The sequence below is a fragment of the Paraglaciecola arctica BSs20135 genome (genome assembly GCF_000314995.1).
Lineage (GTDB): Bacteria > Pseudomonadota > Gammaproteobacteria > Enterobacterales > Alteromonadaceae > Paraglaciecola > Paraglaciecola arctica.
Genome location: NZ_BAEO01000014.1, coordinates 68,726 through 82,354 on the forward strand (window position 1 = coordinate 68,726; position 13,629 = coordinate 82,354).

12 protein-coding genes and 1 pseudogene are annotated in these 13,629 nt (G+C 40.5%); 3 read left to right on the top strand and 10 right to left on the bottom strand.

Translation table 11 applies throughout. The features are described from left to right. Positions 1-30: 30 nt before the first annotated feature. A complete protein-coding gene (locus GARC_RS05760; RefSeq protein WP_007617738.1) occupies positions 31-447 on the bottom strand; it encodes a GFA family protein in 417 nt (138 codons plus the stop codon). Between the two features lie 33 nt (positions 448-480). Further along, positions 481-894, bottom strand: a complete 414-nt coding sequence (locus tag GARC_RS05765; RefSeq protein WP_007617739.1) for a VOC family protein — start codon at positions 892-894, stop codon at positions 481-483. 272 nt (positions 895-1,166) lie between these two features. On the opposite strand from GARC_RS05765, the gene srmB reads away from it, so the two are divergent. Genes srmB through hemW form a run of 3 tightly spaced genes read left to right on the top strand, consistent with a single transcriptional unit; the run spans position 1,167 to position 4,212 of the window. Further along, entirely contained in the window at positions 1,167-2,426 is a 1,260-nt protein-coding gene (srmB, locus tag GARC_RS05770) for an ATP-dependent RNA helicase SrmB (RefSeq protein WP_007617740.1), read from the top strand. Beyond that, positions 2,427-3,044, top strand: coding sequence for an XTP/dITP diphosphatase (locus GARC_RS05775; RefSeq protein ID WP_007617741.1), 618 nt, complete (start codon positions 2,427-2,429; stop codon positions 3,042-3,044). A gap of 4 nt (positions 3,045-3,048) precedes the next feature. Then, complete coding sequence (hemW, locus tag GARC_RS05780; protein ID WP_007617742.1) at positions 3,049-4,212, top strand: radical SAM family heme chaperone HemW; 1,164 nt, start codon at positions 3,049-3,051, stop codon at positions 4,210-4,212. Between the two features lie 491 nt (positions 4,213-4,703). Here the strand turns inward: hemW and GARC_RS05785 are convergent, their stop codons facing one another. The 8 genes and pseudogenes from GARC_RS05785 to GARC_RS05820 form a co-directional block, all read right to left on the bottom strand. After that, positions 4,704-5,486 (bottom strand): YggN family protein, encoded by a 783-nt coding sequence (locus tag GARC_RS05785; protein WP_007617743.1) that lies wholly within the window; start codon positions 5,484-5,486, stop codon positions 4,704-4,706. Positions 5,487-5,575: 89 nt separating this feature from the next. Beyond that, positions 5,576-6,076, bottom strand: a complete 501-nt coding sequence (locus GARC_RS05790; RefSeq protein ID WP_007617744.1) for an Lcl C-terminal domain-containing protein — start codon at positions 6,074-6,076, stop codon at positions 5,576-5,578. 15 nt (positions 6,077-6,091) lie between these two features. After that, positions 6,092-7,795, bottom strand: a complete 1,704-nt coding sequence (locus GARC_RS05795) for an Lcl C-terminal domain-containing protein (protein ID WP_081587503.1) — start codon at positions 7,793-7,795, stop codon at positions 6,092-6,094. 98 nt (positions 7,796-7,893) lie between these two features. Beyond that, positions 7,894-8,625 carry an LrgB family protein gene (locus tag GARC_RS05800; RefSeq protein ID WP_052151471.1) on the bottom strand — a complete coding sequence of 244 codons (732 nt, stop codon included), beginning with the start codon at positions 8,623-8,625 and terminating at the stop codon, positions 7,894-7,896. Beyond that, positions 8,612-9,007 (bottom strand): CidA/LrgA family protein, encoded by a 396-nt coding sequence (locus GARC_RS05805; protein ID WP_007617757.1) that lies wholly within the window; start codon positions 9,005-9,007, stop codon positions 8,612-8,614. The genes GARC_RS05800 and GARC_RS05805 overlap by 14 nt, the downstream gene beginning before the upstream one ends. A gap of 26 nt (positions 9,008-9,033) precedes the next feature. After that, positions 9,034-10,392 (bottom strand): PEP-CTERM-box response regulator transcription factor, encoded by a 1,359-nt coding sequence (gene prsR, locus GARC_RS05810; RefSeq protein WP_007617759.1) that lies wholly within the window; start codon positions 10,390-10,392, stop codon positions 9,034-9,036. A 30-nt stretch (positions 10,393-10,422) separates the two neighbouring features. Next, positions 10,423-12,442: pseudogene (gene prsK, locus GARC_RS05815) on the bottom strand (XrtA/PEP-CTERM system histidine kinase PrsK). A 10-nt stretch (positions 12,443-12,452) separates the two neighbouring features. Next, positions 12,453-13,577 (bottom strand): beta-ketoacyl-ACP synthase III, encoded by a 1,125-nt coding sequence (locus GARC_RS05820; RefSeq protein ID WP_007617769.1) that lies wholly within the window; start codon positions 13,575-13,577, stop codon positions 12,453-12,455. Positions 13,578-13,629 lie beyond the last annotated feature (52 nt).

Consider the following 13,629-nt stretch of genomic DNA (forward strand, 5'->3'; position numbering starts at 1 on the left):
AACTGGGCTTAGGTCCTATTTTCATTCTAATTACATTTGAGCGGCAAAATAAGCCATTATCTCATCGGTAGTCATTTCTTTTGTTTCATTTGAAAAACAATAATAACTCGGTCGCATGTCACTAAAATACTGCATATCCATTTGCAATCCAGGCAAATTTGGAAACAAACCTACTGGCATATTATATTCACCGGTTTCTTTAAACTTATAAAACAGATGAGTACCACATTCTGAGCAAAAACCACGGGAAGCCCAAGATGATGACTCAAACATTTTAACTTTATCATGCCCTTCAATTTTTACATTAGTACCACATTTCACCGCAAAAAATGGCGCCCCTCCCCATGTTCGACATGATTGGCAATGGCACACACTAAACTTAGGATCCACGTGCTCCACAAGGATTTTTACTGCACCACAAAGGCAATTTGTTTTTGAGTCAGACATGGTTAAGACACCTTGATTGGTAGAGCTATATAATTACAGATTTTGAGACCACAACCCAACTTTGTTTCCTTCACAATCAACAAAAATAGCAATGTAACCGGCTTCACCTTCTTTGATAGCCATTGGTGGTAATAAAATTTCGACGCCCGCTGCTTTAAGCGCATTTATTTTGCCATTCAAGGTTAAGCTGAGATATAAATATACAGTGCTGCCATCTCGACTTGGCACCATCATCTGGTGTTTTAAAAGAGCAAAACTGGGGTCAACTATGTTTGCTGTGTCAGCACTTGGGCCGCCTATATTGACAGTTTCAGCAATAGACATTTCCATGCCATTCATTACTTCGTGCTTAAACGATAAGCCAAAATGAGTTTGATAAAATGCCACTGCGCGCTTCATATCTGTAACGGCGATCTCCGCCCAGACTAATGGTGAGTGTTCTAACATTATGTATTCCCTAATAAATTTAATTCGAAACCGGTTGGTTGCGATGAAAAAACAATAACATTGTGGTACTGACAGCATGGTGTCAGTAGTCATTAAGTTTTTATTGAAAATAGCAATGAATTGACAGAGAAAATGAGGTAAAAACCATGGATTACGGTCTGCTGCGAACGATGTGCTGCACATGCATTAAAAATCAATAAGCAATTCCCTCGCCACTCCTTTATAATCCCCAACAATTCCCAAGCCAACGATAAAACAAGGCTTAAACATACATGTTTGAACAATTAGAACTAGATGATGAACTAATCCACGCTGTGACGGATTTAGGTTATAAAGAACCCACCAGTATCCAGTCGCTGGTTATCCCAGAAGCCATGAATGGTAAAGATATCTTGGCCTCTGCCCCAACAGGCACGGGTAAAACAGCTGCGTTTTTACTGCCTGTTTGCCAGTTTTTATTGGATTACCCAAGACGCCAACCGGGTTCAACACGGATTTTAATCCTTACTCCTACCCGCGAATTGGCTTTGCAAATTTTCGAGCAAGCCAAAGCTATCAGTAAATATGCGCCACATATCACCTGTGGTGTTATTACCGGCGGCATCAACTACGGTACTGATCGTGATTTATTAGAAAGTAATCTCGACATTTTAGTCGCCACACCTGGGCGTTTATTTGAACATATCGAAAAAGAAAGTTTTGATTGCCGTGATATCGAATGCCTAATTTTAGATGAAGCTGACCGTATGTTGGATATGGGTTTTTCTCCAATTGTTAACCAAATTGCTGCTGAAGCGCGCTGGCGTAAACAAACCATGTTGTTTTCAGCCACATTAGAAGGCAGCGGCATCGCCCGTTTTTCTGATGAATTATTGAATGATCCCGTTGAACTGGAAGCAGATTCAAGCCGTAAAGAGAAAGGTATAATTCATCAGTGGATACATCTGGCAGATAACGCAAACCATAAACTGGACTTGTTAATTCACATTCTAAGCACACAAGTAGAAACGGCTATAGTCTTTGTTAAAACTCGTGAACGTTTAGCGACCTTAGTCGGTCAACTGCAAGCTGTTGATATTGATTGTGTCTGGTTACAAGGTGAAATGCCTCAGGACAAACGTAATACTGCCATGGAGCGTTTTCGTACCGGTGAAGTGAAAATATTAGTCGCTACTGACGTAGCAGCCCGTGGTATTGATGTCGATAACATAAGCCACGTGATTAACTATGATATGCCGCGCACAGCTGATGTATATGTACATCGTATTGGTCGTACCGGACGTGCCGGTAACAAAGGTACCGCTATTTCTATTGTAGAAGCTCACGATATTGGTGTAGTACCCAAAATTGAACGTTATACCGAACAAGCACTAAAACGCAGGGTGATTGCCGCATTACGCCCAGTCAATAAAGAAGCTAAACCTCCTACTAAGAAAAAAATCAGCAATAAAACTAAAAAGGCGGTGATTAAAGCCAAGCGTACCGCCAAAATCAAAAGTCGTAAAAAGAAAGGGCGAGGACCAAAATCCTAAATGCTTGATTATAAAAATATAAATAAAGTTGTGTTGGCAACGGGCAACAAAGGTAAAGTCAAAGAACTTGCGCGCATGTTGTCTGACTTAGGTATTGAAGTCTTACCACAAAGCGAATTTGCAGTAACAGAAGTGGCCGAAACAGGTTCCACTTTTGTAGAAAATGCGATTATTAAAGCGCGTCACGCCGCGAAACAAACGGGTCTTCCAGCAATAGCTGATGATTCGGGTTTAGCAGTAGATGCCCTTGGTGGTGCGCCCGGTGTCTATTCAGCCCGCTATTCCGGTGACGATGCAACAGATCAAAGCAATATCATCAAGTTACTTGATGCGATGGCTGATATTCCAAAAGAGGATCGTCAAGCCAAGTTTTTATGTGTTTTGGTATTTATGCGCCACGCTGATGATCCCACGCCTATTATTTGCCAAGGTGAATGGCTTGGCGAAATCACTACTGAACAACAAGGTGAAAATGGTTTTGGTTACGATCCTGTATTTTGGGTCGAAACACAGAATTGTAGTTCTGCACAGTTGTCTCCCGAACAAAAAAATGTGTTAAGTCATCGCGGCAAAGCCCTAAAACTGCTGTTAGCCCAACTACAAAATCAATTAGGCTAACAACTTGTCAACACAATCACTTCCTCTAAAGCTGCCGCCACTTGCGTTGTATATTCATATTCCTTGGTGTGTGCAAAAATGCCCTTACTGTGATTTTAATTCTCACGGCCAAAAACAACAGGTGTTGCCTGAAACTGAATATATCAGCCACTTGTTAGATGATTTAGCTGAAGATGCTAAATTGGTAGGCAACAGGGCTATTCACAGTATTTTTATTGGTGGCGGTACGCCGAGTTTGTTTTCGGCTCAGTCCATTAAAGTATTATTAGATGGGGTAAAAGAAAGGGTTAATCTATTAGCCAATGCTGAAATCACTATGGAAGCGAATCCCGGCACAGTTGAAAGCCAACGTTTTGCAGATTATGTGAAAGCTGGCATTACCCGCATCTCCATAGGTGTACAAAGCTTCCAACCAGAAAAACTATCCGCATTAGGGCGTATACATGATGAAAATCAGGCACTTAAAGCCGCAGAGTTAGCCAAAAGCATAGGACTCAATAGTTTTAATCTTGACCTAATGCATGGCTTACCTAATCAGTCTTTAGAGGATGCATTATTTGATTTAAACACCGCCATCGCGCAACAACCACCTCACTTATCTTGGTATCAATTAACCATTGAACCTAATACACAGTTTCACTCCAAACCGCCTAAATTACCTGAGGATGAGCTGTTATGGGATATTCAAGAACAAGGTGATGCGCTGCTTAAACAAGCAGGATTCGAACAATACGAAATATCTGCATACAGTCAACCCGGACAGCAATGTCAGCATAATTTAAATTATTGGCGATTTGGAGACTACTTAGGCATAGGTTGTGGTGCCCATGGTAAAATCACCTTGGCCAGTGAAAATAAGATAATTCGCACGGTTAAGGTAAAACATCCTAAAGGTTATATGGATTTAACCCGCAGTTATACTAGTGATAAAAAAGTGGTGCCAAAGGAAGATTTGCCTTTCGAGTTTTTTATGAATCGCTTTCGCTTACTGGAGCCTTGTCCTAAATCGGATTACCCTGATTTTACTGGTTTCCCCTTAGATAACACCACAAAAAAAAATCTACAAAGCGCAATTACCCGAGGTTTGTTAGTTGAGTCAGATGATGAGTGGCAAGTCACACCTCTAGGCAGGCGTTATTTAAATACCTTACTGGAAATGATGGTTTAAGCTGACTGTGACATCCAGCCGTATATACCCCGTCATTCCCGCGAAGGCGGGAACCCCCAACAACACCTGATAAATCACTAAAGAACCTTGTTTTTATTATCTTAAAAAATTAGTGAGAATATAACTTTGCTATGGTGTTTTTATAACATCTCAATTTAGTTTACGGTAGCTATTGGTAGGTTCCCGCCTTCGCGGGAATGACGTGTAATAGCTTATAAATCCTCACCGTCTGTAATCTGCTATAACCGCTAAGTCGGACAGCGAGCTATGTCTGTCGGGTATTGGCACGAACGAGTCAATCAACCTTTAAATCCAACAATAATCTTATTCTTTAGTGGTGCCTCTGTGCTCGGCACTTGGTGTCTTCAGTGGTAAATTTTTTTGATTTTAAGATGCAGATAAATTGATTGCAGTAGGAAATTGGCACAAAACAAACTGCTAAATAAGTCAAACCTAGTACTGCCATGAATGAACCCTATTTGTGAAATGGGCTACTCTTCGAGATAAGCATTAGTACCAGTTACCAATACATTATATGGCTGCAGCTCTTTAATAGAAGCTCTAAGTTGATCTTCAGCCTGATCTAATTCTTTAAATTTATTACAAAACCATTGAGCTTTAAGCTTTAAGGTTTCGGCTTTGGGTCCTACAGTTTGACTGATCCCTTCGCCAATAGTTTCTAACTGGTTAGTTATGGCGGCAATTTTTTCTTCACTTCCCTCACCATTCGCCACCAGCCCACCGATAGCCGACAATATGCCACCAACAGAGGTACTTATCGCTTCTTCTAGATGTTCTTCTAACTCACGGTCAACTAAATCATCAACTTGTTCAAGACTACCTGGACCCATATAAAAATTATCTTTAGCGTGAATAAATTTTTCTTTGACGCTGAGTTGTACTCGTTCTAGGGATTTTTGAAGTTTTTTCTGGCTCTTATCATCTTTCACTAAGCCACCGTACACTTGCTCAATGGTCTCTATCGCTAGCTCTACACCTTCATTTGCCAACAATATCATCTTAGGCACAACTTGATGGATACCAGCCGACAACTCAGTTAGCTCTCGCTCTTGCTGCTCATCTAGCGCAATCCATTCACCTTGTACAATAAGCTGTGCCGGGTGGTTTATTTGATAAACCGCCCGACCACCATGGCCAATAACTCTGATTTGATGTTTGCTCACTACGACACCGTAATTAAGAGACACCTCACAATCTTTACTAGCATTAGCAGTAGAAATAAATAGCAGCAATGTAAGTACTAAAAAACGCATAGAATTCCGATAGATTTAAGCCTAAGTCCAGTCTGCCTTTAAATAAAATAAATGCAATATCAGATCAGATAAGACAGACAAAACTCAAGTTAATCTGCAGTTTTTACCAATCGAGTGAAAACAAAACGTTTTTTATCTTTAAGAGAATTACTGCTGTTAAAAAAGGCAATAACCCAGGCGCGTTTTGGATCAACCACAGAAGGTGTGGACGTCCAATAATCATCTGAGGAGGTATTCGGGAAGAAAAATTCATTAATGGCAGGGCGTACGCAGCTACGCTCGGTTAAACTTGCTAACTCTTTCATATTCGGCACTCGCCAACCCAATTGTTCAGCGTATTTGTAACCATGGGCTGCTTGCAACGCTTGTTGCCACGTCAGTTCACTTGCATCACCTGTGCAGGTTTCATTTTCCCATGTTTGCCCAAGACTACAGCGCATCCATACTAGCCCCAACGAGACATCAGTCACTGTGCCGTTAGCATTATCCACAAATTCATCGATTGTTAAGCTTGCATCAAAGTCTGGCAAGCAAGTTTGGCTTGTCGCCACATAGGATATAAAAAAGCAAAAAAGACACAGTACTCTCATTTAATCACCTTCATATTATCGCCCAGCCCTAACTAATCGCACTCTGCCTGCGGTTGATTTGTTTAAAAAATTATCATTACCCGTTGCAAAATCAATGGCCCATGCATTCTGAGCTTGTTCATTGTTAAAACCATCAGCACTTGCATCTTGGGTCCAATACCACACAGGTGCAGTTAATGAAGCGGTTGTGCTCGGAAAATAATTGGCATCAATCATAGGTGCAGCAGCTCGACCAAGATGTAAGATAGATAATAATTCATTATGTGTAGGCAGGCGCCAATCCCTAAAGTTACATAAGCCTTGTGAGTTAACCTCAGCGATATATTCTTCTGTGTTGCAGTTAGTTATCGAACAGCTAGTGTTAATACCGTTTTGATCACCGTCAAAACTTCCTTCATCGTCACTTTGATACCATGAGTAACTGTGGCTACTGCTGTGTAAAGTCGTATTAAAAGCCGCAGATTTTGACTCCCAAATCAAACCAGTAATGTTATCACGCACACAATTCCAAGCTGAGGTCTCATCATCAACTTCATCTCCAATAGCATCTAATCGGGTAAAATCAAAACCTTGTTCTCCCCTACCGGCTTTCTCAGACAAACCATTAGCATAAATAATATCTTGACCACGTTGACCATCTTGACCCGGGTAATCAGTTTGATAAGTGCTGAATATTTGCGAATCGCTTGCTTGTAAAATAACCCCAGTATCATTAAGTGCCTGGATCGGTAATGGTTTGATGGTGACAGTTAGACTGTCGTCGACTGAATTCCCCTGTGCGTCTTCGACTCTTAAAGTAAAAGTAACAGTTTCTGTGTCTGTCACTGCAGGCGCGATAGCGACAGTTTTTAATGCATTGAGATTTTCTATTTGTGGATCTTTTTCAAAATCGTTCAACCAAGTCACAAATAAAGGTTCAGATGCTGCCACTGGGGTGCTGGCAATACCGTTTAAATTAATGCTTTCTCCGCTAAATACTTGATGGCTGATACCGGCATCCACTTCAGGCAATGTATCTGCAGAACTTAGGATATTTAGGGTCACAGTTTCAATACTTTCAGCCCCTTCTTGATCAGTAACTGTCATTGCTATAGTTACTGAGTTAGCACCGCCAAGTATAGGAGTGGTAAAAGCCAGACTGTCACCCTGTAAACTAATACCTGTTAATACTGACTCACCGGCAGTTTGTTGCCATAAATATGCCGCAATAGGGTTATCTGTATCAGTGCTGTCCGTGTCTGTACTGGCGCTAGCATTTAAGATCACCCTATAACCTGCAGGAAATTGATTGTGATCTAATCCCTCAAATTGGGTCACTTGTATATCTGCATATGGGGGGATATTCACAGGGTTAACCTGATACACCACTGAATCCTCGCCTGTGTTGCCGTTGCCATCCGTCACATCAACCGTAAAAGTGTAAGTCAATATATTGGTTGTAACAGGCGCGGTAAAAGTCGCGGTGCCTACACTATTATCATTTTGGGTAATAGTGATATTGGGTGTCACTCTCCATGTATAAGTCAAAGTATCAGTCTTACCAGTAGCCTGAGCACTCAAGGTTACTGTGGTTTGTTCAGCAATGGATTGGTCAGCACCAGCATTGACTAGAACGTTTGGGGTAGGCGTGTCGTTGTCACTATCGAGAGCACTTCCCGAGCAGCCTAGCAAATAAACGCCAAGGCACAACACAGTCAAAAAGGATTTATGAAACGTCATAGTAGTAAGCAATCATCTATCTTCTAAAGCAATATATTAGCTAAATCTATGCAGTTACTGTACCAGTCGAACGCCGTAAATTTGGCGACTATCAAAGTTTATCCAAACAACATAAAAACGAGTGGTAGAACAATGGCGGTGAGTATGCCATTTACACATAAGGCCATTGTTGAAAACGCTCCCGTTTTTGCTCCTATCTGATGGGCTCTGGCAGTGCCAATGGCATGGGAAACAGTACCCAAAGCCAAACCTTGCGCCCGTGAGTCATCACAGCGAGTCAGCTTAAATATGATCTTGCTGAACATCACGCCCAATATGCCAGTGATCACCACAACACCAGCGGCAAGTTCGGGTATACCTCCAATAATATTTGTCGTATCCACTGCCAGTGGCGTAGTAATAGACTTAGTCAGCACAGACAATTTAACAGGGTCTGAAAAATCAAATAAGAACAACCAGCCAATCGCCAATAGTGGAGCAACACATCCACCTATGATAATCACTAACAAACCTTTACTTCCAGCAGCGTAGATTAGTCTAATTTGCTGATACAAAGGAATGGCCAATGCAACAGTGACAGGTCCAAGCATCCAGTTTATTGGTCTAACAAATATCAGGTAATCCTGCAGAGGTGTAGCACTCACAACACCTATGCACCCGATCAAAATAGCGCCAACCACTATCGGATGAAACAAGATGTTGTGAGCGAAATATTTATAAATCCATATCGCTAACCCATACGCAAATAAAGTAATGGTTATCCACAAGAGTTGTTCTATTGAAACAAGCTGTATAATTGATTGCCAATCCACAGTATTAACTTTCGTCATCTTGACTGACTGATTGATTCGAATGCCCGAAAAACCGTTGCCCTAGCCAAGATGTTAGATATAAGCTAATAAAAGTACTGAACATAATGGCAAACAAAAATAACCATAAGTTGTTACCCAACTGTTCAGCATAAAACCATGCAGCTACCAAAGGGGGAATAAAAAACAAAGATAAATGTCGTAAGCAAAATTGACTGACATATTCTAGGGGTTTGGGCACACGCCCCAAACAAAGTAGCCCCATAAATAATAACAATAAGCCCAACAAAGCTGCAGGCAAAGCAATATAGTGACTTAACCAAAAGCCCAAAAACCAAAATAAAATTAAGGTTATAAAAGCCAGAGTTGAATTTACAACATCACTTTTTGAGATTCTTGGCATTATAAACTCAACTCAATCAATTGTGGTTAGCTGCCAGTTTTGACATCTTCTAAATGATATTTTTCAATAAGTGAATACAAAGTAGGTCGCGTTACCCCTAAGAGCTCAGCGGTTTTAGACATATTATGTTCTGCCACTAAAAAGGCATTACGTATAGCACGACTTTCAGCAAGCTCTCTGACTTCTCGTAAATTGAGTGTGTCAATAATAGGCCCATCATCTCGCAACAATAAGCTCAAATCCTCAGCCTGAATATGGCTACCTTCCGCCATTATCACTGCAGATTTGAGTTTGTTTTGAAGTTCTCGAATATTGCCCGGCCATTTATGCTGTTTCATGGCCTTAATCGCTGAGTCACTGAAACCTTTTATTTTGGTTTTAAATTCCTCATTGTATTGCACCAAAAAGGTCTTGGCCAATAACACCACATCATTGTCACGCTCTCGAAGGGGCGGGATAATGATGCTAATTTCACCTACTCGATAGAATAAATCTTCACGGAAAGTCTGGTCTGCCACCATAGCTGGAATATCTCGGTGAGTAGCGCAAATCACTCGGATATTCACAGGTATTTCAGTTCGCCCTCCCACTCGTTCAATAACTCGCTCTTGTAAAAAACGCAACATTTTGGCTTGTAAACCAATAGGCATGTCACCAATTTCATCTAAAAATAAAGTACCGTCTTGAGCGGTTTCAATCTTGCCAGGTGTGGTTTTACTAGCGCCAGTAAATGCCCCTTTTTCATAACCAAAAAGTTCACTTTCAAGCAAGTTCTCAGGGATGGATGCACAGTTAATGGCCACAAAAGCGTTATCTTTACGCAGGCTGTGCTCATGAATACTACGAGCAAATACTTCTTTACCGGTGCCACTTTCACCGAGTAATAAGGTACTGATATCTGTAAGTGCGATACGTTCGGCTTTTCTACTCGCCGCTAAAATCCCTTCACTTTGGCCTATTATCTTGTCCATTGAAGGTGCTACTTCAGCCAAATGGCGATTTTCCAATTCTAAATTAAAAAGGTTAATCGCGCGGCTAACCAATATTTGAATGGTGTCTGAGTCTATTGGTTTTTGGTAAAAATCATAGGCGCCTAAATTCACCGCTTTTAAGGCATTTTTTTTGTCATTGTTGCCGGTTACTACTATGACTTTAGTTTGTGGTGCTAAGGCTAAAATTTCTTCTAGAGTAGCTAATCCTTCCGTTGCATTACTTGGATCCGGTGGTAAACCTAGATCTAGTGTGACTACCTTAGGCTCAAAACGCCGCAACTGTGCTATAGCTGAGGTTCGATCTTCCGCAAAAATAACCTCGTAGCCTGAAAAGCTCCACTTTAATTGTTTTTGTATCCCTAAATCGTCATCGACGACTAAAATCTTATCCATGTCTCAAAACCCTTTGCCCTTTGCATTTTGCTAGTTGGTTGGAATCCGCAATGTAAAAGTTGTACCAAGTTGCAGTGTACTTTGCACCAGCAACTGACCACCAATTTTTTCTAAATAGGCTTTAGCATCAAACGCCCCTATGCCCATCCCAGCGTTGCCTTTTGTTGTATCAAAAGGTTTGTACAAACGTGTGCGAATAAAATCTTCGCTCATACCACACCCGCTGTCTACTATATTGATCAACATATGTCTTTCATCGGCAGATAAATCTATCACGATTTCAACTTTACCATCATCATGGGTTGCTTGTTGTGCATTACTAATTAGATGGTACATAACATTACTAAATTTATCGTTATCTAAAACCACAGGTGTTTCACTGTTAACTATCACACTAGGTGTAGGTAAATAGGATGCACATTTTTGTTCAACAACTTGTATAACACTTTCTGATAATGTGACTAAGCTATCGGTACCATTATGTAAGGTGTTTTTTTCTAGTCAATTGACGAAGCATTTTGTCCATTCTAGCTTTGGTATGATGCAATGTTTCGAAGGTATCTTCAATAAACTCAGGGTTATCTTTATGCTGTTCGGCATTACTCAAAATAAGACCAATTTGCGCCAACACATTTTTTAAATCATGCACAACGAAGGCCGACATCCGTGTAAAGGCAGCAAATTGTGCATTTTCAGCGAGTTCTTGTGCTGCTTGATGATGAAACAAAAAGTTTGAAATTTGTGCATTTACTGCAGTCAAATAATCCCTTAACTCCCAATTGAGTCTTTTACTAGTGTTATCGGAACCTAGCATAATCACCATACCCCAGAATTTTTCGTCTTTATAAATAGGGATCACTAGCTGGAAGGAAACACCGTTCAATAGGGCATGATTAACCTTTAGATTTTCATAAATATAGGGCCGTGTTCTAAGCTCTTCAATATCAATTATCCAATTTTTAGTTTTAAAAAATTCGGAAAACACTAACAACACAGTTTGTTCATCTTTACTTAAATCAGGTTTCTCAATATTTGCCAAAACCTTCAGTTCGCCATTTTGTGCTTGAATAAAACAACCCGTTTGGTAGTCAACTGCCTGAGTTAGCCCTCGTAAAGCCGTTGCATATACATTTTCGTCTGACTCTTTGGTATTAAGGCAATGTGTTAACTTTAACCATTCATGTCGATAGTCAAATTGATTGGCAAAAAAGTGTTTAGTAATAAACACCTTGATTTTTGTCCGAAAACTCAAAGAAAGAAACAATGCCACTAATAGTGCTAAAGACAGGGCGATCAATACTACTTGAATAGTCGCTCCCCATTGTCCGCCTAAGTATTTAACCAGATAACCAAGCATAGCCATAATGAATAAATACCCGCCGGCTACCATCAGTAAAGTGCTATGCATCACTATGTCTCTAGATATATATATTTCTACCCCCCAATTTTTGACTCGCCTTATAGCCAAGACTAAAAATGGGATCATAGCTGAATAAATGTAACCTCTAGCAGCGATGTAATTAATGTGAATTTGTTCAACCATCAAAGCATTAGCGAAAGTGACAAACTCAAAAACACTGATGACAGCCAGATATAATACTAAAGGTTTTAACGCCCACCTATTGTCACCTGCCTGACGATATATAACTTCAAGTAAGACAAGCACTTGCAAGGCAATCACAGTCTGGAGAAGAAAGGTCCATGATTCTTTATGAACCCCTAAGTAGGGTAATGCTATCGCAGTAATCGGCAAAGCCAATATCAGCAAGGTTTCTTTTCGGCTTAATACTTCAATAATATTAGTAAAATTATCTTTTAAGCATGAAGCCAAAAAAAGTAACCAAAAGAAACTTTTGATATTATCGAAAAGTAGTAATTTTTCGATAGAAAGTGGGGTGAAGATGAACGGTGCGATAGACCATAAACATGTCGCTCCTGTGGCTAAAACCAACAGATACTTTGCTAACCCTGACTTTCGAACTGTTAATAACAGCAGTAAAAGAAAGGCGTAACCAATAGCACTAATTGCATAACCAACGGTTGCGATCATATCTTGCTCTTTATCGTTTTTTTAATACTAAGCTGCCAATCGAATATCCAGCCCCAAACGAACAAAGTAAACCAACATCACCTGATTGTAAGTCTTTGTGATGAAGATAAAACGCGATAATTGAACCAGCAGAAGCGGTATTAGCGAAGGTATCTAAGACTATTGGAGCTTCTTCTAAGGTCGGTTGTCTGTCGAGCAATTTACGGCTTATCAGAGTATTCATATTGATATTGGCTTGATGCAACCACCACCTTGAAACATCATTAGAACCGAGCTGATGACGGGCTAAATGCTCAGAAATATGCTCCACAGCCATAGGACAGACTTCTTTAAATACTTTACGTCCCTCTTGATGAAAAAGTTTATCCGCGGCAAAGGGATCAACGTCATTAGCACGGCTAACATAGCCAAAATTTGAGCGAATATTATTTGAGTATTGGGTAACGGCCTTAGTGCTCATGATTTCAAAAACATGTTCTGAATCTGCAGTATCGGCGCTTTCAATTACCATAGCAGTCGCCACATCACCAAAGATAAAATGGCTATCACGATCACAATAGTTAACTTGCGGCGAGGTTAATTCTGGATTAATCACTAACACCGTCTTAGCCGTACCGGCAGTAACCATTTCATAGGCACGATGTAGGGCGAAAGTCGCTGCCGAGCAAGCCACTAACATATCAAAAGCAAAACCTTTAATCCCTAAAGCGCCTTGCACTTCAATTGCCAATGCAGGATAAGAGCGTTGCGTGTAAGCACAAGCCACAATCACAACGTCAATATCTTCAGGTCTTTTATTTGCCGATTTTAAAGCGTCTCTGGCCGCATGGAGTGCCATTTCGGCTTGATCAGATATTTCTTCATCTAAACGCTCTGGAATACTTGGACGCATCCTGTCAATGTCTAAGATGCCATCTTTCACGTAGACGTAACGACTCTTGATACCCGAGGCTTTTTCGATAAATTCAGCACTTGAAAGTGGTTTAGGTTTAAGTTCACCTTGTTCAATCGCTAATTTATGTTGCTGGTTAAACTGTTCAGCATAAGCATTATATGCGATGACCAGTTCTTCATTACTAATGCTGTGGTCGGGTTTCCATAAACCAGAACCGCTAATTACTACAGAAGATGTCATGTAAAGTCCTAACTAATAACAAATTAGACCACAAGACTAATATTTATGTGGC